Origin of the sequence: Actinoallomurus vinaceus, assembly GCF_039542055.1 — a bacterium.
In the GTDB taxonomy this organism is placed as follows: domain Bacteria; phylum Actinomycetota; class Actinomycetes; order Streptosporangiales; family Streptosporangiaceae; genus Actinoallomurus; species Actinoallomurus vinaceus.
Map to the genome: position 1 here is coordinate 1 of NZ_BAABHK010000002.1, position 23,945 is coordinate 23,945.

Below are 23,945 nucleotides of genomic sequence, written 5' to 3' on the forward strand. Positions count from 1 at the left end.
CGATGGAGATCACCACGGATGCGGTGCAGCTGCTCGGCGGCTACGGCTACGTCAAGGACTACCCGGTCGAGCGCATGATGCGCGACGCGAAGATCACCCAGATCTACGAGGGCACCAACCAGATCCAGCGCGTCGTCATGGCCCGCCAACTCCTCAAGTAACCGTCGGCGCGAGCATCCGCTCGCCCAATGCGCGGACCCGCCCCGGGGCACATTCGGCCGCCCCGGGGCCTTGGCGTCCTGCGGCAAGCTGAACACCGACGACCGGCCTGCGCTGCTGGAAGCGCTGTCCCACATCCGCGACGGTGACATGCTGACCGTCCAGGAGGTCGACCGCCTCGGCCGCAACCTCATCGAGGGCCTGATCGTCCTCAACGACCTGTTCCAGCGCGGTGTCGCCGTCAAGGTGCTGGACGGCATCGCGGCCGGCGAGCATACCGAACGTTCCCTGATTCTCGATCTGGCCCTCGCCCTGGCCGAGGACCGCCGCCGCGACATCGTCCGCAAGACCAAAGACGGCCTGGAAGCGGCCCGCCGCCGCGGCCGGGTCGGCGGCCGCCGACCCGTGGGCGACGACGACAGGGGCTACTCCTGCGGCCCGAAAATCTCCTCGACGAACAGCGCTGTGGGCAGGTCGGACAACGCCTGGATCCGCACCTAACCGAGTGCCGGCGGGTGCTCGGCTGGACGGCGTCCCCAGGCCGAGATCAGCGGCGCGAGTGTCAGGTCGAGTTCGCCCGCGTGGATGGCGGCCAAGTGCGCGTCGATCTCGGCGTCGTCGGCCAGGCCGGCCGCGAGCAGCTCGCCGCGCACGTGCCGGATGGTCGCCGCCTCCAGCCGGTCGCAGGCCAGCCCGCCGACCGGGAAAGAGCCTGCCGCGGCGACATCTACCAAGCCTGCCTCACGCAATGCCCGCGGCAGTGTCCGGCCGTAGCGCAGGTCCGCGCCGCGGCGCGTCAGCAGCTCCCGGACCGCGTCGCGCAGCCGGTTGGCCCGCCGCTGCGCTGGGCCGCTGTCGTCCAGGCATGCCAGTGGCTGCAGAGCGGTATCGGCGTCCTCGACCAGCAGCCAGCCGCCGGGCCGCAGCGCCGCCGCCATCGTGGCCAACGCCCGAGCCCGGTCGGGTACATGGACCAGCACGAGCCGGGCGTGCACCAGATCGAACGTCCCCGGCTCCGGGGGCGGATCAGCGGCGACGTCGTGCCGGCGCACCTCGTACCCGCCGCCTGCCTTCAGCCACGACGGGTCGATGTCCGTGGCCAGCACGTGCCCGGTCGGACCGACGGCCGCCGCGAGCGCCTCCGGGATACTGCGGCCACCGGCCCCGACCTCCCAGCAGCGCGAGCCAACCCTGACCCCCAGTCGATCGAAGTGCCCCCGCGTCACACCGTCGAACAGCTCGGCCAGCCAAACGAATCGCTCGCCCGCCTCGGCGCGCGCGTTGTCCAGCAGATACCCGCGGGCGGGAGCGGACTCTCCACCGAGCGCGGTAGTCCCGCCTATCGGATCCGGTCGGCCACCGACGTGCGGCGGGCGCGGCGAGGAGGTCATCACTACATGATCACCTCCCCAGACCACCAGCGCCACGACGACGGGAGAGGGACATCTCACACCGCCAGCGAACCCCGCACGTCCTACAGCACGGTTCTGCACCGTGACGCGCCGGAAGGGGTACATGTATTCGGCCCCCACAGCCAGCACACCAGGCGCGAGACAGCGCGCTGACCGGACTGTCGGCTACGGCCGGTTCGACCTCGTACCGGACGCCTTCGATCACGACGTAAAGTCGGCGCCAGCGGATCCAGCAGATGCACGTCCCCGTTCATGACGGGTGGTACCTCTTCTCCAGTTCGGGATCCGGGGCGCGCGCCACTCGCAGGGCGAGCTGACCGTGTGGCTGGCCGCGGAGGTGTGCCCGGTCGAGCTGGTGGAGGACCGGCAGCGGGAGGCCCTGCTGGTCGAGTGCCGGGCGAGGACTATCGAGCCTCCGGGCCGGACCCGGGTCGAGAAGGTGCTGGTCGGGGCTCGCAATCGGTGGGAGATGGCGTTCTGCGCGCGGACAATCGAGCGCCTGGGCGAGGTCGGAGTGTCCCGGCTGCTGGCGCTGGTGGCGGAGGGTAACGAGGACGGTGCCGCGCTGCTGGCCTCGCTGAAGCGCGACCCGGGCGCGGTCGGCCTGGACTCCTTGCTGACCGAGATCAACAAGCTGAACGACGTGCGGAAACTTGGGCTGCCCGAGGGCTTGTTCGCGGAACAACACCGCCTACAGACCGGTGATGGACACGCTCGCGCTGCTGGAGAAATACGCGGAGGTTGACGGCAAGACCCGTTTCTACGACCCGGCCGACACGGCGCCGATGACGGCGTCGTACGGAAAGACTGGCGCGAGGCCGTCGTGGACGACAAGGGCAAGGTCGAGCGGATCCTGTACGAGCTGTGCGTGCTGGTGGCGCTGCGGGACGCGATCCGGCGCCGGGAGATCTACATCGAGGGCGTAGCCCGGTGGCGCAATCCGGAGGACGACCTGCCCGGCGACTTCGAGCCACCCGCACTGTGCACTACGCGGCAATCCGCCAGCCCCTGGATACCGAGGCGTTCATCGCCGACCTGAAGCAGCGGATGACCACCGGCCTGGACCGCATCACGGCCGCATCGGCGGATGGCTCGGCGGGCGGGGTGCGGGTGACCAGCCGCCACGGCGAGTCGTGGATCAGCGTTCCGAAGCTGGACAAGCTGGATGAGCCCACCGGCCTGGCGGCGCTCAAGGACGAGGTCGTACGCCGCTGGGGCGTGCTCGACCTGCTCGACCTGCTGGACGTGCTGAAGAACGCCGACTTCCTCACCGGCTTCACCGACGAGTTCGTCTCCGTGGCCGCATACGAGCGCATCGACCGGGCTGTCCTCCAGCGCCGCCTCCTGCTCGCGTTGTTCGCTCTCGGTACGAACATGGGCATCCGTGCCATCGTGGCGACCGGCGAGCACGGTGAGACCGAAGCGGCGCTGCGGCACGTGCGCCGGCACTTCATCACCGTCGACAACCTGCGGGCCGCCGTGCGCAGGCTAGTAAACGCCACCTTCGCCGCCCGTGACACCGCCTGGTGGGGCGCCGGCACCGCGTTTCGGCAGTATCCGCCTGTACCGCCCGGACGACGAGGCCCGGGGCTGGCTCGCGCTCGGCGGCTCGCTGACCCGCGCGATCCGCTGGGATCTGATCGCCCAGCAGTACGACCAGATGGTTAAGTACGCCACCGCACTGCGCCTGGGCACCGCCGAGGCCGAACAGGTTCTGCGCCGCTTCACCCGCGGCGGCCCCAAGCACCCCACCTATGCCGCGCTCGAAGAACTCGGCCGCGCTGTGCGCACCATCTTTGCGTGCGACTACCTCGCCAGCCCCGAACTGCGCCGGGAGATCCACGGCGGCCTCCAGGTCGTGGAGAGCTGGAACTCGGCGAATACCGTGCTGCACTACGGCAAGGACGGCGCCCTCACGGACCCGGACAAGGAGCACGCCGAGACCTCGATGCTCGCCTTGCACCTGCTCCAGTCCGCGCTCGTGCACGTCAATACCCTGCTGTTGCAGCGAGTCCTCGCTGTGCTGGCCTGGGTGAAGAAGCTCTCAGATGAAGATCGTCGCGGGCTGACTGCGCTGTTCTGGTCGAACATCAACCCGTACGGCACCTTCCGCCTCGACATGGACAAGCGGCTGGACCTGGGGTTCAGCACGGGTGCGCCGGGCACAGGCCCAGCGGCGGACGACGCGGACTCGTTCGTGTCCACCTCCGCATGACCCCGAGTGATCCCCAGGTATTTCACAGCACCCCGGGCGCGGCCTACCGGCGGTTCGTCAGGCTTGGGGCTGGCCGTGCGCCGTGGCCATTTCGCTGAGGACCACATCAATCGGTGTGGGGGCGATGTTCAGGACCGACACGGTGAATGATGCGTCGAGGATGTTGGGCCGGTCGTACAAGTACAGCATCTCCGGGAATTCCGCCATGACCGAGTTGGTCCGCCCGATCTCCTCGAGTTCGGCCACCGTCATGTAGCCCAGCTTCGGGGTGGGCGCGGAGGCGGCTGAAGCCAGGCGCTCGGCCAGTTCACGAACCGGGGCCTCCGAGGTGGAGGGCACGTGCCAGGCCCGGCCCCAGGAGTCCGCGTGGCGCGCTGCGGCGATCAGCGTGCGGGCCGCGTCTTCGGTGTAGGTCCAACTGTGCGGCGCGTCGAGATCGCCGGGATAGAAGACGGGCTCGCCACTCAACACCTGCGCCCCCACCATGATGGTGAACGGCGAGAGCGCGCCCGCTCCGAGGTAGTCGTAGGCCCGGACTTCGGTCACCCGCACCCGGCCGGCCTCATGAGCGGCGCGCGCGTCGTGCCACAGCTGGGCTCGTACCCGGCCCTTGACGCTGGTGGGTGCCAGGGGAAGGTCTTCGGTGATGGGTCCGTCGACGGGACCGTAGCCGTAGGTGTTGCTGAGCATGACGTAGTCCGCGCCGCTGCGCTCTGCCGTGGTGAGCAAAGCGGCGGCCAGGGGCGGGAATTCGGACGGCCAGCGGTCGTACGGCGGCATGGCGCAGTTGAACAAGGTCACTGCTCCGGTGGTCAGCTCGATGAGCCGGGCGGTGTCGGTCGCGTCGGCAGCTACGAGTTCGATCCGTTCGTGCGCCGGCCCGGTGCCTTGGAGGCTGATGAGCCGAACCTGCTCGCCGGCGTCGGCCAGTTGACGCGCGGTAGCCGATCCAGTGGCTCCGGATCCAACGATGACGTACAAGGACACGCGTGCACTCCCTGATCGGAAAGAGGGGACTGTCGCCCCGACTGCCGCGGCGACGGCTCTACCTTTCACCCCAGATGGTCGGTAAGGTAGTGGCCCGAATGCCAAACATCCGGAGGTTCGGGCCATGCATCGGGTCGCGGTCATCGCCGTCCCCCCTGCCACCACGTTCGACCTGTCCATCCCCGAGCTGGTACTCGGGGAGACGACCATCGACGGACACGCCGGCTACCAGGTACGCGTCTGCACGGCCCGTCCCGGGCCGGTCGCCACCAGTAGCAGCCTGGAAATCACCGTCACCCACGGGCTGGAGGCCATCGACGACGCCGACACCGTCATCGTCACCGGAACCGGCGCCCGCGAAGACGTCGACCCGCGCGTCCTTTCAGTCCTGCGCCGCGCGTCAGCCGCAGGCAGACGTGTCGCCTCAATCTGTACGGGCGCCTTCGTCCTCGCCCAAGCCGGCCTGCTCGACGGACGCAGCGCCACCACCTACTGGGCCAAGTCCGAGGAGTTTTCCACCCGCTTCCCCGCCGTCAAGCTGCGCCCGGACGTGCTGTACGTCGAGGACGGCAACGTCCTGACCTCCGCCGGACTCTCCGCCGGCATCGACCTGTGCCTGCACCTGGTACGCACCGACTACGGCGCCGCGACGGCCAACGCCGTCGCCCGCCTGGTCGTAGCGGCACCCGTACGACCCGGCGGGCAGGCCCAGTTCATCAACACGCCCCTACCACCCGAGACCGGAACCTCACTCACCGAGACCCGCACCTGGGCACTGGACCGCCTGCACGAACCGCTCACCCGCGCCGACCTCGCCGCCCACGCCCGCACCAGCGTCCGCACCCTGACCCGCAGATTCCACGCGGAGACCGGCCTCACCCCGCTCCAATGGCTTCTCCACCAGCGAGTGCTCCGCGCGCAGGAACTACTCGAAACCACCGACCTGCCGATGGACCAGGTCGCCCGGCTCAGCGGCCTCGCCACCACCGACTCACTGCGCCAACACCTCTCGAGACGGACCGGACTCACCCCCAGCGCCTACCGCGCCGCGTTCACCCAGCACCCAAGCTCAGCAGGTAGCGGCACCACCACGGCATGAGTGTCGGCAAACCCTCGTCTGCCGACACTCGGCCCGTGATCACGAACCCGCAGGTGGGCAGCGTCGGCAACTCGCGTCGGAAATCAACGTCGGTGAACGGTCCGGTCGATACGGGCTGCACGTCATCGAGCAGGGCATCGACAGCTCCACGATGGAGGGTCGGGCGATGTTCGGAATGCTGTCCGTGCTCGCCGAGCTCCAGCGCGAGTTGATCGTCGCAAACACCAACGACGGTCTCGCCTCCGCGCGGGCCCGCGGCCGGGTCGTTGAGGATGGACTGGATGAGGATGGTGTTGACGAGCACCAGCGCCGATTGCAGCAGGTGGAGGGCGAGCATGGAGACTTCCTGGTTCTCGCGGTCGGTGCCGCCGATGGTGCCGGCCTTGCCGTAGAACAGGTCGGCGTTGGCGGAGTTCCAGTTCTCCACGACCTGCAGGCCCTCATGGATCTCCCGGCGCAGCTCCTCGGACGCCATGTACTCGGCGACGAAGACGCTCTTGACCGCTCGGCCGACCTCCTCGATTGCCCGGTAGGTGGGGTGCTTGGGGCCGCCACGGGTGAAGCGCCGCAGCACCTGTTCGGCCTCGGCGGTGCCCAGCCGCAGCGCGGTGGCGTACTTGGCCATCTGGTCGTACTGCTGGGCGATCAGCTCCCAGTCGATCGCCCTGTCCGACACCATCGCGGTGAGGGGTTCGGGCACCGCCTCGCCGGCATCGACCCGCACCAGCTTCTGGTGGGCGACGTTCTTCATGCGGGGCAGCAGCTTGAACCCCAGCAGGTGCGAGAACGCGAACCCGACCAGGTTCTGGCCGTGCGTGTCGGTGTACTGCCGGTCGATCGCCGCTCCGTGCAGTGCCGCAGCACGCCCTCGATCATCACCGACACCTCCGATACCGAACACGACTTGAGCTGCGAGTACACGCACACCGACTTGCGTTCGACGTGCCAGTCGATCATCACGCCGTGCCCGCCGTAGCGGACGTGGTACTCGGTCATCAGGTTCGAGGACCAGGAGCCGAACTTCTTGGCGTCCGAGGCGCACGCGGTACCGGTGCCCCACCAGGCCGGGTTTCGCAGCTTCAGCGTGGAGTTGACCAGCGCCGCGATCGCGGCGCGCAGGTTGTCGCGGTTGACGAACAGGTGCCGGGTGGTGCGCTTCGCGGGCTTGCCGTGCACCTTCTTGGCCTCGGCGTACATCGCCTGCTCGACCTTCCGCTCCGCCCTAGTGTTGACCTTGCTCACCAGGCCGATCAGCAGATCCACCAGAGCGTCGGTGATCTCCGCCGTCCGGCACCACGCCAGCGCCGCGAGCAACGCCAGGCGCACCGGCTCGGGATTGGCCGCGAAATCCGAAGGGTGCGAGGCCATCGCACGTGCCCGCCAGGACGCCACCAGCTTGTCGGAATCGACGTCCACCTGCCCAGTTTTGGGGCTGGGGTCACGTTCGGGAGCAGGACGCCGCCTTGGCATGCTCGGACGGCCGCTCGGCGCGGGGCGTGTTCCCTCCGCCCGGCGGAGCCGGAAGACGCCGGGCACCCGCTCTGAAATGAAATTGATTCGGTTGTGAGGCTCCGTCGAGCGGCGAACTCGCCGCCTGGCGAATGAGGCCTCTCGCGGCCGCATTCCGGCCGTATCGGCTGCTAGCTACGGCGATTGGTGGGCAAGGTGTCGACGGTCGACGGCTTTCCGGTGGCCGCTTCAAGCTCGTCCGATCAGAGGCTAGCTGGATTGAGTTCAGTTCTATACGCTCTCCTTCACGTCGGCAGGTAGGAGACCACGCCGAAGGAAGGAGAGTCGGATCATGAGTGCCACTCAGAGTTCGGCCGTCCCAGGGCCCGGGCCAACGCTCCTCGATCCGCGTTCAGTGCGTCGCGCGATTCTCGCCGGAAGCATCGGCACCCTGATCGAGTACTACGACTTCAGTGTCTACGGCTACCTCGCGGTGGCGATCGCTCCGCAGTTCTTTCCGAGCAGCGACCCGACCGCCTCGACGCTCGCGGCGCTCGCCGTGTTCGCGACCGGGCTTGTGGTGCGGCCGATCGGCGGCGTCTTCTTCGGGCGGCTCGGCGACCGGTGGGGCCGTCGGAGAGCGCTGGTCGCCTCGGTGCTGGCCATGGGAATCGCCAGCAGCATCACCGGGCTGTTGCCGACCTATCACCAGATCGGCGTGACGGCGGCCGTGCTGCTCTTCCTCATCCGGATGGTGCAGGGGATCTCCTCCGGCGGCGAGTCGGTCGGCGCGTACACCTACGTCTATGAGTCGGCACCGCCCCGGCGCCGTGCGTTCCTCGGCGCGTTCACGCCCATCGGGTCCAATCTCGGGTTCATGTTCGCGGCGGCCACGGCAGGGCTGATCTCCGCACTCACCACCAAGTCCCAGATGGCCGACTGGGGCTGGCGGCTGCCCTTCCTGATGGCAGTCCCGCTCACCCTGGTCTGTCTGTGGGCCAGGCTGCGGATCACGGACACCCCCGAATTCGCGGAGGCCGCCCGGCGCGACGACATCCCCACGGCTCCGGTCCGCGAGGCGCTGTCCACCCACCGCAAGGCGCTCCTGCAGTCCATGTGCCTGGCCATGGGCCAGGGCGGGGCCGTCTTCCTCGGACTGACGTACATCGGCATCCACCTGACCGCCGATCTGAAGTACGACCCGACCCAGGTGTTCTGGCTGAGCGCGGGTGTCGTGCTCGTCACCGTGCTGCTCATGGTGCCGGTGGGGCTGCTCACCGCCCGGTTCGGCTGCCGGCGCGTCCTGCTGGTCGGCCTGCTCGGCTTCCTGGTGACCGCCTATCCGGCGATGGCGCTGATGGGACGGCACAGCTTCGCCCTGGCCGCCGCGGCGTATCTGCTGTTCATGCTGAGCAGCGCGGTCGTCCAGGTCCCGGCCGCCAGCCTGTGGCCGCGCCTGTTCGAGCGCCGGGTCCGATACACCGGCATGGCGATCGGATACAACGTCGGCACCGTCCTCGCGGGCGGAACGGCCCCCTACATCGCGACCTACCTGGTCCACCGGACCGGGAACCCGATCTCCCCGGCGTTCTTCGTCATGCTGGTCTGCGTGATCGGGATCGTCGCCCTCATGACCGTCCGCGAAGACGTGTAGCTCCGTCGGCGATCCGTTGACCGCCGCCCCCCTTGGGGACCGGCGGTCACCGGCGTTCTGGTCAGACGTCGTCCGGCGAAGGACGGGCGTGGCCGCCGAGACCGATGGTCTGGCCGCCGTCGATGAGGAACTCACCGCCCGTGGTATAGGAGGCGTCGTCACTGGCGAGGAAGAGCACCATGCGGGTGACCTCCTCGGGCTCGCCGATCCGCGGTATCGGCTGACGCGCGAACAGCTCGGGCGAGGCGCTGTCGCCCATCGGGGTCCGGATCACGCCCGGGTGCACGGAGTTGACGCGGACCCCGGTGCCCGCCATGTCCAGCGCCGCGGCCTTGGTCATGCCCCGTACCCCCCACTTGCTCGCCACATACCCGACGCCGCCGGCGAACCCCGTGAGACCGGCCGCCGAGGAGATGTTGACGATGGAACCGCGGCCGCGGCCGCGCATGCCGGGGAGGACGGTGTGCATTCCGATGAAGGCGCCCACCAGGTTGACCTCGATCATCTGGCGGAAGTGCGCGGGTGACAGCGCCTCGACACCGCCGAAATGGACGATCCCGGCGTTGTTTATCAGGACGTCCACGGCGCCGAAGGCGTCCTCCGTCTCGCGGACGACGGACGACCACGACTGCTCGTCCGTGACGTCGAGGTGGCGGTACCGGGCGGCGGGGAGTTCCTGGGCCAGTGCCTCTCCCTCGTCGTCCAGCAGATCGCAGATGACGACCCGAGCGCCCTCCGCGGCCAGCGCGCGCGCATGTGAGGCGCCCATGCCGCGGGCCCCGCCGGTGACGATGGCGATTCTTCCGTCGAAGCGCATCCCGAGAATCCCTCCTGTACGCGATGATCAAGCCGTGAAGCCGTGCCGGGACCGAACCCGGTGGCGAACGTCCGGACGGGGACCCGCATGACGGGCGCTCGCCCGCGCGGGCGGATCAGTCGGGTACGAGCACGACCCGTCCCCGTACCCGGCCCTCGCGGAGCCGGTCGAGTGCCTCCGGCGCGGCGGACAGGGGGAACCGCTCCGTCTCGACCCGGATCGCGCCCGAGCTCGCGAGCGCGACGACCTCGGCGAGTTCGGGGCGGGTTCCCCAGTACGGCAGCGAGAGCCTGAAGCCCGGCGGAAGGAGACCCGGCTTTCGGACGGTCAGGTGACCGCCGCCGCTGCCGACGACCGCGAGTTCGCCTCCGGCGCGCAGCAGGCCGACCGCCAGCTCCATCGACTCCGGGCCGCCGACGAAGTCGAGCACGGCGTCCACCCCTGAACCGCCGCTCTCCGCCCTCAGCACGCGATCGGTGTCCGCCCGCGACAGGGTGACGACGTGCGCGCCGGAGCGATGCGCGAGGGCCAGGGCCTCCTCGCGGACGTCGACCGCCAGGATGCGGCTGGGAGTGATCGCGCTGAGGAGCTGCACGGCCAGGTGGCCGAGGCCGCCGACACCGATGACGAGGACGGTGGTGCCCTCCCCGAGCAGGTGCCGCAGGCCGGCCACGGCGTGGTAGGAGGTCAGGGCCGCATCGGAGAGCGGCGCGGCCTGGTCGGCCGGCAGGTCGCCGATCGGCACCAGGTGGCGGGCGGACGGCACGAGCACATGGCCGGCCATTCCGCCGTCGCGGCCCAGGCCGAGCCCGTGCCAGGCGAGGGTGTCGCGTCGGTCGCAGTAGTTGTCCCAGCCGGTCGTGCAACGGTCGCAGCCGCCGCAGCCCCAGGGGCCGTACAGCACGACGCGTTCCCCGACCGCCACACCGTCGGCGTCGGGTCCGAGTGACGCGACCCGTCCGGCGACCTCATGGCCGAGGGTGAACGGCGGCCGATAGGGGAGAGCGCCCGCAGGCGCCTCGAGGACGTGCAGGTCGGAGCGGCAGAGCCCGGCGGCCTCCACCTGGACCAGCACCTCGGCGCCACGAGGCATGGGCCGCTCGACCTCGGTCAGTGCCGGAGGCTCTCCCCAGGCTGTCAGCCGCAGCGCTCTCATCGCCACCCCCAAGTCCTGTCGACCCGCGGCCGCCACGATAACAGAGGTGAAATAGATTCAGGTCTGCTGAATGTGCCGCGGATGTGAGTCTATCTGGTCGTTGTACGGGCAGGTTGCGTCTGCTTAAGCTTGTGAACCGAGTTCAGTTCTCACGCTTGTTCTCCTCATCCCGGCACGACGGAGACCCTCATGAACCATCGCCACCCCGAGATCGATCCCCAGTTTCTGTCCGAGACCGACGAACAGCGGCAGTTGCGCGCCATCCTGCGGGGCTTCTACGCCGAGACCAGCGAGCCCGAGGACGTCCGGAGGCATCTGGCCACACCGCGCGGCCACGATGAGGCGCTCTGGGCCCGGCTCGCCGGCGAGATCGGGGTGCACGGGCTCGCCATTCCCGAGGAGTACGGCGGGGCCGGGTTCGGCTTCGCCGAACTGGCGGTGGCCCTGGAGGAGTCCGGGCGCGCGCTCTACTGCGCGCCGTTGCTGCCCACGGTCGTCCTCGCCGCTCATGCCCTCCTGTACAGCGGCGACCGGGACGCGTGCGAGCGCTACCTGCCGCGGATCGCGGACGGAACGCTCACCGCGACCGTGGCCGGGTTCGACGCCGACGCGCCCGTCGTCGAGGCTGAGCGGGACGGTTCGGGCTGGACGCTGCGCGGGCGGGCGGACTTCGTGCTCGACGGCGCCGGTGCGGACCTGATCCTGGTGCGGTCCCGGACCCCGGACGGCCTCCGGATCTTCGCCTGCGAGCCGGCCTCCGACACCTGCCGCCGGACTCCGCGCCGTGTTCTGGACGAGACGCGCCGCCAGGCGCTGGTCGAGTTCCGCGGGGCCCCGGCCACCGCCGTCGGCGCAGAGGATCACGCCGAGGAGACGGTCACGGCGACCCTCGACGTCGGGCGGGCGGCGCTGGCGGCCGAGCAGATCGGCGGCAGCGGGCACGCGCTGGACGCCACGGTCGAGTTCGTCGCCCAGCGTCACCAGTTCGGGCGCCCGGTCGGTTCCTTCCAGGCGATCAAGCATCGGATGGCCGATTGGCTCGTGGCGATGGAGGCGGCGCGTTCGGCGTCCGCGTACGCGACCGCCTGCGTGGCCGTCGCGTCGCCCCAGCTTCCGGCGGCCGCGAGCGCCGCCGCCGTGGTCTGCTCCGAGACCTTCCGCCGGGCGGCGGCCGAGTACGTCCAACTGCACGGCGGCATCGGCTTCACCTGGGAGCATCCGGCGCATCTGTACGTGCGTCGCGCGCGCAGTGGCGAAGTGCTGTTCGGCACGGAGGACCAGAACCGTGCGCGTCTCGCCGAACTGGTCGGTCTCGCCCCACAGCCGACCGCGTGCGGGACAGCGAGTGAAGTAACTTCGATTTAACAGTGACGAAGGATGCGTTCGATCGCCCTGCTCGGCAGCGAACACGCCTATACGCAAGACGATCGAGCGATCGTTGGCGGGGTTGACAGGCGGCCGGTCGATGGCCAGACTCGTAGTGAATTCAGTTCAGTTGGACTCGGAGGTCGGGGTCATGGCAGTTGAAGACGAGATCCAGTTCGAGCGTGACGGCCATGTCGCGCGTGTCTGGCTCAACCGTCCCTGGAAGAAGAACTGCGTCACCGTTCCGATCCTGGACCGGCTCGACGAGATCATCACGGAGGTCGACGAGGACCCCGAACTGCGGGTTCTGGTCGTGCGCGGTCGCGGCGGCACCTTCTGCTCCGGTTTCGACCTCGACAGCCTGAAGGCGGACTACGTCGGCAGGTCGAACGCCATCGACGTCGCCGTGAAGTCGGCCAAGGTGTGCGACCGCCTCTACTCGATGAAGACCCCGTCGGTCGCGGTCCTGGAGGGCCACGTCACCGCCGGCGGCTTCGAGATCATGATCTCCTGCGACTTCGCCATCGCGGCGGACGACGCCCAGATCGGCGACTTCCACATCCGGCGCGCGCTGTTCGGCGGAGCGGGTCCGATCTACCGGGTACCGCGCATGATCGGTATCCGTAAGACCAAGGAGCTGATGCTCACCGGCAAGCTGCTCTCCGGCGTCGAGGCCGCCGAGTTCGGACTGATCAACAAGTCCGCCCCGGCGGAGGAGCTCGACGCGGCGGTGCAGGACTTCATCGGCGACCTCATCGACAAGAGCCCCTTCACCATGTGGCTCACCAAGATGACGATCGACCGGAGTCTGGACGCCGACACCCAGTCGCTGATGGTGATGGAGCACCTCGCCGTGGGCGTGGCGCTCAACTCCGAGGACGCCAACGAAGGCGTCTCGGCCTTCCTGGAGAAGCGCGAGCCCAAGTGGACGGGGCGCTGACCGGAATGCCCACGGTTCCGCGGAGCCCGGCCGCCGGGCTCCACGGCTCGCGCTGCTCCGGCTGCTCGGTGACGGCCTACCCCGCGGAGGACACCTGCCCGCGCTGCGGCGGGCCGGCCGAGCCGGCGGCCCTGAGCGGCGCGGGCAGGCTCTGGACCTGGACCGTGCAGCGGTACGCCCCGAAGTCACCGCCCTACCGGGTCCCGCCGGGCGGCTTCGAGCCGTTCGCGGTCGGCTACGTCGAGCTGGAGGAGGGCGTCCGGGTGGCGGCCGTACTGGAGATCGACGATCTGGACGACATCCGGATCGGCATGCCTCTCACGGTGACCGCCGGCGACGGCGTCCCGCGGGCCCGGCCCGCGATCCCCGGTGAGGAGGGGGCATGAGCGGCGATGTCGTGATCTGCGGTGCCGGGCGCACCCCCTTCGGCCGGATGGAGGCGAGCGGCCGGCAGCTGGCCGTCGGCGCGGTTAACGCCGCGCTGACCGACGCGGGGATCCCGTGGTCGCGGGTCCGGGCCGCGTTCGGCGGCAGCGACAGCGCCGGGCTCGCCGACACGCTGGTGGCGCAGCTCGGCATGACCGGGCTGGCGTTCGTCAACGTCAAGAACGGCTGTGCCACCGGCGGCAGCGCGCTGGTGTCCGCCGTGAACGCGATCCGCTCGGGCATGGCGGACGTCGCCCTCGCCGTCGGCTTCGACAAGCATCCGCGCGGTGCCTTCGACCCGCGGCCCGAGGACTGGGGGCTGGGGGAGGAGTACGGCAGCGACGGCCTGATGGTGACCACCCAGTTCTTCGGCATGAAGATCCGTCGCTACATGCACGACCACGGAATCAGCCCGCGAACCCTCGCGCTGGTCGCCGAGAAGGCGTACCGCAACGGGGCACTGACTCCTGAGGCGTGGCGCCGGAAGCCGCTGTCGGCCGCGGAGATCCTCGACTCGGGGATGGTCAACGACCCGCTGACCCGCTACATGTTCTGCTCTCCCGGAGCCGGCGCGGCCGCGCTCGTGCTGTGCTCGCCCGAGGTCGCGCGCACCCTGGACGGCCCCCCGGTCACCCTGTGCTCGGCCGTCGTACGGACGCGGCGCTTCGGCTCGTTCGAGGTGTTCAGCCCGTGGCTCCCCGCCGGCGAGCCGACCAGCGTCAGCCGTGACGCCTCGGCCGCCGCGTTCGAGCAGGCGGGGATCGCCCCCGCCGACGTCGACGTCCGCCAGCTCCAGGACACCGAGAGCGGAGCCGAGGTCATGCACCTGGCCGAGTGCGGTTTCTGCGAGGACGGCGAGCAGGAGCGGCTGATCGCCGCCGGCGCCACGGAGATCGGCGGCGCGCTGCCGGTCAACACCGACGGCGGCTGCATCGCCAACGGAGAACCCATCGGCGCCTCGGGACTGCGTCAGGTCTACGAGATCGTCCAGCAGCTGCGCGGACGGGCCGGTGAGCGCCAGGTCCCCGGCGGGCCCAGGGTCGGTTTCACGCACGTGTACGGCGCTCCGGGCGTCAGCGCGTGCACGGTGCTGTCCCGCTGAACGGAGGTGGAAGTAGCGATGAGTGACATTCCGGGACCAGAGGAGTTCCGCGCGCGGGCCCGGCAGTGGCTCGCCACCGTGGCCGGTCCGCGCGCCGCCGAGGGAGAGTGGGGCAGCGGATCCGATTCCGTGGCCGTGTTCGAGAACTGGACCGAGGCGGAGGAACGCGAACACACCGCCCGCATCCAGGAATGGGAGCGCACCCGCTACGACCACGGGTGGGGAGCGCTGAACTGGCCGGAGAACCACGGAGGGCGGGGCCTGCCCGCGTACTACGAGCAGCTCTACCGCGCCGAAGAGGCCGCTTTCGACGTTCCCCACCGCACCGAGATCTTCCCGGTGACGCAGCAGCTCGTCGCCCCGGCGATCGGCATCTGGGGCACCGAGGAGCAGAAGGAGCGCTGGCTGCGCCCCATGCTCCGCACCGACGAGCTGGCCTGCCAGCTGTTCTCCGAGACGGAGGCCGGCTCCGACCTCGCCGCCGTGCGCACCCGGGCGGTGCGCGAGGGCGACGACTGGGTGCTGCACGGTCACAAGGTGTGGACCTCCGGGGCGCAGGTGGCGACCTGGGGCGTCGCGGTGTGCCGCACCGACCCGGAGGCGCGCAAGCACGCCGGCATCACCGTGTTCCTGGTGCGCATGGACGCGCCGGGCGTGACGGTGCGGCCCATCCGGCAGATGACCGGCGGCACCAGCTTCAACGAGGTGTACCTCGACGGTGTGGTGGTGCCCGACACCGACCGGCTCGGGCCGGTCGGCGAAGGCTGGCGGGTCACCCTCAGCGTGCTGGCGGCCGAACGGCTCGACTCCGGCGGACTCGGCCTGGACAACGCCGACCGGGCGCTGGAACTGGCCGGGCACCTGCGCCGTCCCCTCACCGGCGGTGAGCTGCAGCGGGCGGCCGACCTGCACATCCGCACGCTCGTCCAGCGGCTGATCGGCCTGCGGGTGACCGCCGCCCTCGTCGCCGGGCGTGAGCCGGGCGCGGAGGCGTCCGTCGGCAAGCTCTACGCCACCGAGACCATGCGGCGCACGAGCGACCTGGTGTCGGAGCTGCTGGGGCCGCGCCTGGTGGCCGACATGGAGCAGTGGGGCACCTACGCGTGGACGGAGCACCTGCTGGGCGCGCCCGGGTACAGCATCGCGGGCGGCACCGACGAGATCCAGCGGAACATCCTCGCCGAGCGGGTGCTGGGCCTGCCGAAGGACCCGTTCCGATGAGCACGCTCACCGGAACGGCCGAGCTGACCGTACGGGTCCGTGACCACCTCGCCCGCCGGCATCCCGGCGCGCCGATCGGGGAGTTGCGGCCCCTGCCGGGCGGACACTCGGGGCTGACCTACTCGGTCGGCGCGGGCGAGGCCGGGTACGTCGTCAAGGCCGTGCCTTCCGGACAGCGGCCGATCGGCCGCAACGACGTACTGCGCCAGGCCCGGGTGCTCAGGGCGCTCGCCGGATCCGCGGTACCGGTACCGGGCGTCGTGGCCGTGGACGAGACACAGCCCGCGTGGTTCGCCATGGAGCTCGTCGACGGAGAGGCCGTCGAGCCCGTGCTCGACGGCCCGGAGGTGCCCGCCGCGACGGCCCGCGCCCGGATGCTGGGCATCGCCTCCGTGCTGCGACGGCTGCACGACACCGATGTCCGCACGCCCGGCCTCGACCCGCCCGAACCGCTCGACGCCGCGGGCGAGCTGGAGCGATGGAGCCGGACCATGCACGCCGTACCGGCGGAACTGCGTCCCGGCGCGGAGGAACTGCTGGCGCGCCTGGCCGACGACGCACCCGACGACATCGCGGCGGTGCTCCTCCACGGCGACTTCCGGCTCGGCAACGTGCTCTGCGTCGCGGATCGCGCCGCGGCCGTCATCGACTGGGAGATCTGGAGCGTCGGTGACCCGCGCATCGACCTCGGCTGGTTCCTGCTCTTCACCGACCACCGGAACTTCCCCGGCGTCGGGCGTGCCGTGCCGGGCCTGCCCACGGAGGCGGAACTGCTGGACGCCTACCTCGACGGCCGGCCCGCGCCGCCCGCTCTGGGCTGGTTCCGGGCGCTCGGCCGCATGAAGATGGCCGCGATCATGGGGCACAACCTGCGCCGGCACCGCGAGGGCAGGCATCACGACCCGGATCAGGAACGACTGCCGCCCACCATCGCCGCGATGATCCGCACGGCGCGCGACATCCTCGGCTGATCCCGCCCGACGAAACGAGCCAGGGCGCCCGCCACGTCGTTGCGGGCGCCGGTGAACAGGAGCAATCGTGGACTTCGGATTCTCGCCACGGGCGCGCGAACTGCAGGACCGCATGCGGTCGTTCATGGAGCAGCACGTCCTTCCCGCGGAGGCCGTCTACGACCGGCAGCTGGCCGAGGCGGACGATCCGCACGCGCTGCCACCGGTGATGATCGAGCTGAAGGAGAAGGCGCGCGCCGACGGCCTGTGGAACCTCTTCATGACGCACGGCGACTGGGGCGCGGGCCTGACCAACCTGGAGTACGCGCCGCTCGCCGAGCTGGCGGGCCGCTCCATCATCGGCCCGGAGGTGTTCAACTGCTCGGCCCCCGACACCGGCAACATGGAACTGCTCGCGCTGTACGGCACCCCGGAACAGCAGGACCGCTGGCTGCGGCCCCTGCTGAACGCCGAGATCCGCTCCTGCTTCGCGATGACCGAGCCGGACGTCGCCGGCTCCGACGCCCGTAACATCCGCACCCGCATCACCCGCGACGGCGACGCCTACGTCGTCGACGGCCGCAAGTGGTACACCTCCGGCATCCTCGACCCCGACTGCAAGCTGATCATCCTGATGGGCAAGACCGACCCGGACGGGCCCACGTACCGGCAGCAGAGCATGCTGCTCGTCCCCCGGGACACGCCCGGCGTCACCGTCGTGCGCGACCTGCCGATGTTCGGCTACACCGACCGGCTCGGCCACGGCGAGGTCCTCTTCGAGAACGTCCGCGTGCCGGTGGAGAACATCCTCGTTGGGGAGGGCGAGGGGTTCGCGATCGCCCAGGGGCGTCTCGGCCCCGGGCGCATGCACTACGCGATGCGCGCCGTGGGCTTCGCCGAGCGGGCCCTGCAGCTGATGTGCGAGCGCGTAACCGAACGCGTCGCCTTCGGCGGGCCGCTCGCCGACCAGGGCGTGGTGCGCGAGTGGATCGCCCGCAGCCGCATCGAGATCGAGCAACTGCGTCTCCTCGTGCTCAAGTCGGCCTGGCTGATGGACACCGTCGGCAACGCCGCCGCCCGCATGGAGGTCGCCGCGATCAAGGTGGCGGCGCTGGACGTGGCCCACCGGGTGGTCGACCGCGCGGTGCAGGCGCACGGCGCGGCCGGCGTCAGCGACGACACGGTGCTCGCCCGCCTGTTCTCCATCACGCGGGCACTGCGCATCGCCGACGGACCGGATGAGGTGCATCTGCGGACGGTGGCACGCCAGGAACTGGCCAAGTACCGGAAGACCGACGACAAGGCGGGAACAGCGTGAACACCAACGTTCTGGAGGGCAGGGTCGCCGTCATCACCGGCGGATCGCGCGGCATCGGCCTCGGCATCGCCATCGCCTACCGCGCCGCCGGAGCGCACGTGGTGATCGCCGCCCGCAAGGCGGCGGGGCTCGCCACGGCGCGGGAGGAACTGCTGCGCGTCAAGGGCGACGGCGACGTCCTCACGGTCGTGGCCAACGCCGGCGAACCCGACCAGGCCGAGGCGTGCGTCGACCAGACCATGGAGCGACTCGGCCGGATCGACGTCCTCGTCAACAACGCGGCCACCAACCCCTACCACGGCGACCTGCTCGGCCTGGACCTGCCGCGCGCGGAGAAGACCGTCCGCGTCAACCAGTACGGCATGCTCGCCTGGACGCGTTTCGCCTGGCAGGCCTGGATGGGCGCGCACGGGGGAGCCGTGATCAACATCGCGTCGGTCGGCGGGCTCATCGTCGATCCGCACATCGGCTACTACAACGCCACCAAGGCCGCGATGCTGCACATGACCCGGCAGCTCGCCTACGAACTCGGGCCCGCCGTACGGGTCAACGCCATCGCCCCCGGGCTGATCAAGACGGAGCTGGCGCGTGCGGTGTGGGAGGCCCGCGAGTCCATCCTGACCGCCAGGCTGCCCCTGCGGCGCCTCGGCACGGTGGAGGACGTGGCGAACGCGGCGCTGTTCCTGGCGAGCGACGCCTCCTCCTGGATGACCGGCCAGACCCTCGTGCTCGACGGCGGCGCGACCGCCCTGCCGATCGGAGTGGAGGAGTGAGCGCGCCCCGGCCCGTCTCCGACCTGTTCTCGCTGGAGGGCCGCACGGCGATCGTCACCGGGGCCTCCGCCGGGCTCGGCGCACGCTTCGCCACCGTCCTCGCCCAGGCCGGCGCCACCGTGTTCGCCGCGGCCCGCCGCACCGATCGGCTCAAGGCGCTCGCCGACTCCGACGCGCGCATCCACCCCGTCACGTGTGACGTCTCCTCGGAGGCGGACCGCGTGCGGCTGGTCGAGACGGCGGTGACGGCCACCGGCCGCATCGACGTCCTGGTCAACAACGCCGCCGTGCCCGGTGAGACGCGCGCGGAGGCCGAATCCCCCGACGCCTTCGCCGGTGTCCTCGCCGTGAACCTCACCGCCCCGTACCATCTGGCCCGCCTCACCGCCGAGGCCGCCGTGCCGGCCCAGGGCAAGAGCATCGTCAACGTCGCCTCCATCCTCGGCCTGGTCACCACCGCCCCCCTGGGCGGGGCCGGCTACTCGGCGTCCAAGGCCGGGCTGATCGGCCTGACCCGCGAGCTGGCCGGCCAGTGGAGCGGCGGCGGAACACGGGTCAACGCGCTCGCGCCGGGCTGGTTCCGCACCGAGATGACCGCCGACCTCTTCGGCGACGAGCGCTCCGGCCGATGGGTCGAGCGCAACACGCTGCTGCGCCGCGGCGGTCACGAGCACGAACTCGACGGCGCGCTCCTGTTCCTCGCCTCGGACGCCTCCTCGTACTGCACCGGGCAGGTCCTGACCGTCGACGGCGGGTGGACCGCGCGATGAGAGTCGGTTTCGAGATCGACGAGGGCGGCCTCGCCCGCGTCACCCTCCGCAGGCCCGAGGCGGGCAACGCGATCGATCTGGAGACGGCGCGCGGGCTGCGGGAGGCGGCGCGGGCCTGCGCTCGCGAGCCCGTACGGGCCGTGCTGCTCACCGGGGAGGGGCGGTCGTTCTGCGTCGGCGGCGACCTGCGGGAGTTCGCCACGCTCTCGGGTGAGGCGCTGGAGAAGCACCTGATCGCGGTGACCGACGCTCTGCACGACGCCCTGCGCGGGTTCGCCGCCATCGACGCGCCCCTGGTGGCCGCCGTGCAGGGCGCGGCGGCCGGTGCCGGCATCGGCCTGGCCGTGGCGGCGGATGTGACATTGGCGGCCGACGACGCGTCGTTCACCGCGGCGTACACCGGCATCGGCTATTCGCCGGACGCCGGGGTCAGCTGGTTCCTGCCCCGAGTCGTCGGTCCTAAGCGGGCTCTGGACCTGCTGCTGACCAACCGCCGGGTGCCGGCGACGGAGGCGGCGGAGATCGGGCTGGTCAGCCGGGTCGTCGCAGCGGATTCGCTGACCGTCGAGGCCGAGCGAACGGCCGACGCGCTGCGCCGGGGGCCCACGGCCGCCTTCGGGGCCACCCGCCGGCTCGTCGCCGCCGGGCTGACCGGGGACCTGGGCCCGCACCTGGACGCCGAGGCCCGTTCCATCGCGGCCCTGGCCGCCTCTGATACGGGCCGCGAGGGCGTCGCGGCCTTCCTCGGCAAGCGGGCGCCGGACTTCACCCGCGTCCCGCCCCGTCCCTGACCGCCGAACCCACTTGGAGATCACCGTGCCGGAAGCCTTCATCGTCGGAGCCGTCCGCACCCCTGTCGGCCGCCGGCGAGGCGCGCTCAGCGGCGCGCACCCGGCGGACCTCGGCGCCCACGCGCTGCGTGCCCTGCTGGAACGCACCGGTGTCGACCCCGGAGCCGTCGACGACGTGTACTTCGGCTGCGTGAGCCAGATCGGCGCGCAGACCGGGAACCTCGCCCGCACTTCGTGGCTGTCGGCGGGGCTTCCGCAGCAGGTCCCGGGTACCACCATCGACCGCCAGTGCGGCTCCTCCCAGCAGGCCGTGCACTTCGCCGCCCAGGCCGTCGGATCGGGCGCCGCCGACCTGGTGATCGCCGGTGGCGTGGAGGTCATGAGCCTGGTTCCCATCGGCGGACCGATGGTCGTCGGCGAACAGGCGGGCATGGGCACCCCGTACGCGGGCGACGGCTGGCGTGAGAACTTCGGCGACCAGGAGGTCTCCCAGTTCCGGGGAGCGGAGCTGATCGCCGAGAAGTGGGGCATCTCCCGTGCGGACATGGAGCGGTTCGCGCTCACCAGCCACCGGCGGGCCCTGGCCGCCCAGGCCGACGGGGCCTTCGACGCGGAGATCGCCCCGGCCTTCGGGCTCACCGCCGACGAAGGTCCCCGCGCCGGCACCACCCTCGAGAAGATGGCCCGCCTGAAGACCCTCACCGAGGGTGGCCGGCTGACCGCCGCCGTCTCGAGCCAGATCTCCGACGGTGCCGCCGCCCTGCTGGTCGCCTCCGAAGGGGCGGTGCGCCGTCACGGCCTGACGCCGCTGGCCCGCGTGCACGCCATGGCCGTGGTCGGCTCCGACCCGATCCTCATGCTGACCGGTCCCATCCCCGCCACGGAGAAGGTCCTGAAGACCGCGGGGATGTCGATCGGCGACATCGACCTGATCGAGATCAACGAGGCCTTCGCGCCGGTCGTCATCGCCTGGCAGAAGGAGATCGGCGCCGATGAGGAGCGGGTCAACGCCTTCGGCGGCGCGATCGCGCTCGGACACCCGCTCGGGGCGACGGGTGCCCGGCTCATGACCACGCTTGTCCACCAGTTGCACAGAACCGGGGGACGCTACGGCCTGCAGACCATGTGCGAGGGCGGCGGCATGGCGAACGCCACCGTCATCGAGCGCCTGTGACTCAGCCGATTCGCAACCGAGTTCAGCTTGGGTCTACGCTCGGTTGCGGACGGGGTGATCCAGGGTCAGGAGGCAGGTCATGGCAGCGAGCTTCGTCGAAGAACCGGAGGCGGGGCCGCGGTCCAAACGCGTGGCCATCCTCGCGGCAGCGGTCGACTGCTTCGGGGAGACGGGTTTCGAGGCCACCAAGTGGTCCACCGTGGCGGAGCGGGTCGGCATCGGGCAGACCGCGCTCTACCACTACTTCGAGTCCAAGACCCACTGCCTGCTCACCATCATGCGGCTGGAGTTGCAGCGGTCCCACGACAAGTTCACGGAGGCGACCGCGGGCGTCGCCGAGCCGGCCGACGCGCTGCGGTCGGCGGTCCGCGCGGCGTACGACGTCTCCGACCAGGAGGTCCTGCAGATGCGCATCCTCCACAACCACATGGATCTGCTGTCCGGCGCCCGCAAGTCCAAGCGCGAGGAGGCCGAGCGGGTGGCGGCCCGCCAGCTGGTCCAGGTGGTCGAGCGTGACTGGACGAACCTCCTCGTGCGCGGCATGTCCCAGGGGGCCTTCCCGCTGCGTGACGCGCAGCTGCTCGGCGCGAGCGTGCTCGGCCTCATCGTCAGCGTGTGGCGGTGGTACCGGCCGTCGGGGCCCACGCCGCTGTCGGAGATCAGCGATCTGATCGAGGACGCCTGCGTGCGCATCGTCGCCATGTGAGGCCCGAGGCCCCTGCCGTCTCCCTGCCCTCCGGCTGGACGTTCGTCCGCCGGAGGGCTCTTCGGCGTTCTCCTTTGGCTTGACGGCCGTGAGTGTCTCCCCGCGCCTGGAACCACCGCGATCGGTCCGTCGACCACTCTTGCCAGGTGCGTTTCCGTCTCGTTACGATCCTAACTGAACTGAACTTGGCTCAAATCGGTCCGCCGTGGCCGGCGGCGCCTCCGTCGGTCCGTCGGTGACCGACACCTCAGGACGTCGAACGGCCGCCGGATGAAAGGGCGCACACTCATGACGTTGCGTGCATATCTGGCGAGCATGGACAGTCAGCATCCGGAGCAGACACTGGAACTGCTCGAACCCGACTTCCGCTTCCTCATCGCCCTGCCGGGCAAGGACGTCACCGGAACGTCCCGGGAGGACTTCGCGGCCTACATCGCCGGGCGCAATCCGGTCGACCGGGCACACGAGGTCCTGCGCTACAGCAGGGACGGTGACACCGAGATCGTCTACGGCGTGGTGACGGAGCGCGGGCGCTACGTCGGCTCGTTCCTGTCGGCGGCGGTGGTCTCACCCGGCGGGCTCCTGGCGCGCTACCAGGCGTTCTTCAGCACCTCATTCCAGCTGGTCGACTGGACCGGGCAGGCCGGCCGGCCCGAATCCGCCGCCTCGAAGACCCCGACCGACAGGAGCCGGGCATGACCGAGTCCTCCACCGCGGCGCCGTTCCTCACCGAATGGTTCAAGATCCTCGACGGTGACGAGCCCGCCAGGATCCTCGACCTGATCAGCGAGGACTTCTCGCTGTCCATCCTGTTCTCCACCGGAGACGGCAACGCCGCCGACTTCGCCGGGAGCCGCGCGGCCCTCGTCGGCTATCTCGAACAGCGCGAGAAGGGAACCCGGACCCACCATCTGCTGTCGGCGACCACCGTCGGCCGGGACGAACTGTTCCTGGGAGAGGTACGGCGCGGGGGCGTCCCCGAGGCCAGCTTCGTCGCCGCCGGGCGGGTGAACGGCGAAGGACGGCTACAGCGCCTGCTGATCGGCCGGTCGTCCGAGATCCGCTTCGACTGACCGGAGAGGGAGACGTTCATGTACAACCTCATTCTGCTCGCGTCCCGGCCCCCGGAGTGGACCCACCAGCAGTTCATCGACTGGTGGCGGGGCGACCACGCGGAACTGACCTACCGCCTGCCCGGCCTGCGGGCCTGGCGGCACACCGAGATCGATGACGCGCTGGAGAAGCGATCCGAGGGCTGGGACGGGATCTCCGTGCTGAGTTTCGACTCCCCGGAGGATCTCAAGAAGGCCCTCGCGAGCCCCGAGTGGGCGGACGCGGTGGCACAGGTCGGCGACATGAGGGGCCGCCGTATCGCCGTCATGGGACACGAGGCGGAGATGTTCACCGCCTGAGGCCGCCGGGCAGCCGGGCCGCCGGGCCGGTGTGGCGCCGTGGGGACGG

Annotated in this window: 27 protein-coding genes and 1 pseudogene; 23 read left to right on the plus strand and 5 right to left on the minus strand. The window is 70.6% G+C overall.

Going from position 1 to position 23,945, the window contains the following annotated elements:
* On the plus strand, positions 1–161 hold a 161-nt coding region (locus ABEA24_RS05925; protein WP_345430620.1), incomplete at its 5' end, for an acyl-CoA dehydrogenase family protein.
* A 70-nt stretch (positions 162–231) separates the two neighbouring features.
* A complete protein-coding gene (locus ABEA24_RS05930; RefSeq protein ID WP_345429627.1) occupies positions 232–660 on the plus strand; it encodes a recombinase family protein in 429 nt (142 codons plus the stop codon).
* Here ABEA24_RS05930 and ABEA24_RS05935 read toward each other — a convergent pair.
* Complete coding sequence (locus ABEA24_RS05935; protein WP_345429628.1) at positions 657–1,550, minus strand: methyltransferase domain-containing protein; 894 nt, start codon at positions 1,548–1,550, stop codon at positions 657–659. The genes ABEA24_RS05930 and ABEA24_RS05935 overlap by 4 nt on opposite strands.
* A 280-nt stretch (positions 1,551–1,830) precedes the next feature.
* On the opposite strand from ABEA24_RS05935, the gene ABEA24_RS05940 reads away from it, so the two are divergent.
* From ABEA24_RS05940 to ABEA24_RS05955, 4 genes are all read left to right on the plus strand, one after another.
* Positions 1,831–2,316 (plus strand): hypothetical protein, encoded by a 486-nt coding sequence (locus ABEA24_RS05940; protein WP_345429629.1) that lies wholly within the window; start codon positions 1,831–1,833, stop codon positions 2,314–2,316.
* Between the two features lie 78 nt (positions 2,317–2,394).
* Positions 2,395–2,610, plus strand: coding sequence for a hypothetical protein (locus ABEA24_RS05945; protein ID WP_345429630.1), 216 nt, complete (start codon positions 2,395–2,397; stop codon positions 2,608–2,610).
* Positions 2,553–3,239, plus strand: coding sequence for a Tn3 family transposase (locus tag ABEA24_RS05950; protein WP_345429631.1), 687 nt, complete (start codon positions 2,553–2,555; stop codon positions 3,237–3,239). Before ABEA24_RS05945 ends, ABEA24_RS05950 begins: the two co-directional genes overlap by 58 nt.
* Positions 3,133–3,786 carry a Tn3 family transposase gene (locus ABEA24_RS05955; RefSeq protein ID WP_345430621.1) on the plus strand — a complete coding sequence of 218 codons (654 nt, stop codon included), beginning with the start codon at positions 3,133–3,135 and terminating at the stop codon, positions 3,784–3,786. Before ABEA24_RS05950 ends, ABEA24_RS05955 begins: the two co-directional genes overlap by 107 nt.
* A gap of 57 nt (positions 3,787–3,843) precedes the next feature.
* On the opposite strand, the gene ABEA24_RS05960 is transcribed toward ABEA24_RS05955, so the two are convergent.
* On the minus strand, positions 3,844–4,773 hold the full coding sequence (locus ABEA24_RS05960; RefSeq protein ID WP_345429632.1) for an NAD-dependent epimerase/dehydratase family protein: 930 nt from the start codon (positions 4,771–4,773) through the stop codon (positions 3,844–3,846).
* Positions 4,774–4,897: 124 nt separating this feature from the next.
* On the opposite strand from ABEA24_RS05960, the gene ABEA24_RS05965 reads away from it, so the two are divergent.
* Positions 4,898–5,872 carry a GlxA family transcriptional regulator gene (locus ABEA24_RS05965; protein ID WP_252840255.1) on the plus strand — a complete coding sequence of 325 codons (975 nt, stop codon included), beginning with the start codon at positions 4,898–4,900 and terminating at the stop codon, positions 5,870–5,872.
* Positions 5,873–6,188: 316 nt separating this feature from the next.
* On the opposite strand, the pseudogene ABEA24_RS53445 reads toward ABEA24_RS05965, so the two are convergent.
* A pseudogene (locus ABEA24_RS53445) lies at positions 6,189–7,495 on the minus strand (Tn3 family transposase); the annotation flags it as partial.
* A gap of 241 nt (positions 7,496–7,736) precedes the next feature.
* Here ABEA24_RS53445 and ABEA24_RS05980 point away from each other — a divergent pair.
* On the plus strand, positions 7,737–8,975 hold the full coding sequence (locus ABEA24_RS05980) for an MFS transporter (protein WP_345429634.1): 1,239 nt from the start codon (positions 7,737–7,739) through the stop codon (positions 8,973–8,975).
* Positions 8,976–9,036: 61 nt separating this feature from the next.
* Here the strand turns inward: ABEA24_RS05980 and ABEA24_RS05985 are convergent, their stop codons facing one another.
* Together ABEA24_RS05985 and ABEA24_RS05990 are read right to left on the minus strand one after the other, a co-directional pair.
* The gene (locus tag ABEA24_RS05985) at positions 9,037–9,792 is read right to left on the minus strand and encodes a glucose 1-dehydrogenase (RefSeq protein WP_345429635.1); all 756 of its coding nucleotides are present in this window, start codon (positions 9,790–9,792) and stop codon (positions 9,037–9,039) included.
* Between the two features lie 115 nt (positions 9,793–9,907).
* A complete protein-coding gene (locus tag ABEA24_RS05990; protein WP_345430623.1) occupies positions 9,908–10,948 on the minus strand; it encodes an NAD(P)-dependent alcohol dehydrogenase in 1,041 nt (346 codons plus the stop codon).
* Between the two features lie 189 nt (positions 10,949–11,137).
* Here ABEA24_RS05990 and ABEA24_RS05995 point away from each other — a divergent pair, with 189 nt between their 5' ends.
* The 15 genes from ABEA24_RS05995 (at position 11,138) to ABEA24_RS06065 (ending at position 23,896) form a co-directional block, all read left to right on the plus strand.
* Positions 11,138–12,313: an acyl-CoA dehydrogenase family protein gene (locus tag ABEA24_RS05995; protein ID WP_345429636.1), complete on the plus strand. Its 1,176-nt coding sequence runs from the start codon at positions 11,138–11,140 to the stop codon at positions 12,311–12,313.
* A gap of 151 nt (positions 12,314–12,464) precedes the next feature.
* Positions 12,465–13,253 (plus strand): enoyl-CoA hydratase/isomerase family protein, encoded by a 789-nt coding sequence (locus ABEA24_RS06000; protein WP_345429637.1) that lies wholly within the window; start codon positions 12,465–12,467, stop codon positions 13,251–13,253.
* Positions 13,238–13,639, plus strand: coding sequence for a Zn-ribbon domain-containing OB-fold protein (locus tag ABEA24_RS06005; RefSeq protein WP_345429638.1), 402 nt, complete (start codon positions 13,238–13,240; stop codon positions 13,637–13,639). Before ABEA24_RS06000 ends, ABEA24_RS06005 begins: the two co-directional genes overlap by 16 nt.
* Positions 13,636–14,781, plus strand: coding sequence for a thiolase family protein (locus tag ABEA24_RS06010; protein WP_345429639.1), 1,146 nt, complete (start codon positions 13,636–13,638; stop codon positions 14,779–14,781). Before ABEA24_RS06005 ends, ABEA24_RS06010 begins: the two co-directional genes overlap by 4 nt.
* Positions 14,782–14,799: 18 nt before the next feature.
* Positions 14,800–16,002 carry an acyl-CoA dehydrogenase family protein gene (locus ABEA24_RS06015; RefSeq protein WP_345429640.1) on the plus strand — a complete coding sequence of 401 codons (1,203 nt, stop codon included), beginning with the start codon at positions 14,800–14,802 and terminating at the stop codon, positions 16,000–16,002.
* Entirely contained in the window at positions 15,999–16,973 is a 975-nt protein-coding gene (locus ABEA24_RS06020; protein WP_345429641.1) for a phosphotransferase family protein, read from the plus strand. Before ABEA24_RS06015 ends, ABEA24_RS06020 begins: the two co-directional genes overlap by 4 nt.
* A 67-nt stretch (positions 16,974–17,040) precedes the next feature.
* Entirely contained in the window at positions 17,041–18,270 is a 1,230-nt protein-coding gene (locus ABEA24_RS06025; protein ID WP_345429642.1) for an acyl-CoA dehydrogenase family protein, read from the plus strand.
* Positions 18,267–19,043: an SDR family oxidoreductase gene (locus tag ABEA24_RS06030; protein ID WP_345429643.1), complete on the plus strand. Its 777-nt coding sequence runs from the start codon at positions 18,267–18,269 to the stop codon at positions 19,041–19,043. The genes ABEA24_RS06025 and ABEA24_RS06030 overlap by 4 nt, the downstream gene beginning before the upstream one ends.
* A complete protein-coding gene (locus ABEA24_RS06035; protein WP_345429644.1) occupies positions 19,040–19,813 on the plus strand; it encodes an SDR family NAD(P)-dependent oxidoreductase in 774 nt (257 codons plus the stop codon). Before ABEA24_RS06030 ends, ABEA24_RS06035 begins: the two co-directional genes overlap by 4 nt.
* A complete protein-coding gene (locus ABEA24_RS06040; RefSeq protein ID WP_345429645.1) occupies positions 19,810–20,604 on the plus strand; it encodes an enoyl-CoA hydratase-related protein in 795 nt (264 codons plus the stop codon). Before ABEA24_RS06035 ends, ABEA24_RS06040 begins: the two co-directional genes overlap by 4 nt.
* A 25-nt stretch (positions 20,605–20,629) precedes the next feature.
* The gene (locus ABEA24_RS06045; RefSeq protein WP_345429646.1) at positions 20,630–21,778 is read left to right on the plus strand and encodes an acetyl-CoA C-acetyltransferase; all 1,149 of its coding nucleotides are present in this window, start codon (positions 20,630–20,632) and stop codon (positions 21,776–21,778) included.
* A 79-nt stretch (positions 21,779–21,857) separates the two neighbouring features.
* Positions 21,858–22,484 (plus strand): TetR/AcrR family transcriptional regulator, encoded by a 627-nt coding sequence (locus tag ABEA24_RS06050; protein ID WP_345429647.1) that lies wholly within the window; start codon positions 21,858–21,860, stop codon positions 22,482–22,484.
* A 288-nt stretch (positions 22,485–22,772) separates the two neighbouring features.
* Positions 22,773–23,183 (plus strand): nuclear transport factor 2-like protein, encoded by a 411-nt coding sequence (locus ABEA24_RS06055; protein ID WP_345429648.1) that lies wholly within the window; start codon positions 22,773–22,775, stop codon positions 23,181–23,183.
* Positions 23,180–23,557 (plus strand): hypothetical protein, encoded by a 378-nt coding sequence (locus tag ABEA24_RS06060; RefSeq protein ID WP_345429649.1) that lies wholly within the window; start codon positions 23,180–23,182, stop codon positions 23,555–23,557. Before ABEA24_RS06055 ends, ABEA24_RS06060 begins: the two co-directional genes overlap by 4 nt.
* 18 nt (positions 23,558–23,575) lie before the next feature.
* Positions 23,576–23,896 carry an EthD domain-containing protein gene (locus ABEA24_RS06065; protein ID WP_345429650.1) on the plus strand — a complete coding sequence of 107 codons (321 nt, stop codon included), beginning with the start codon at positions 23,576–23,578 and terminating at the stop codon, positions 23,894–23,896.
* The last annotated feature ends 49 nt before the right edge of the window (positions 23,897–23,945 follow it).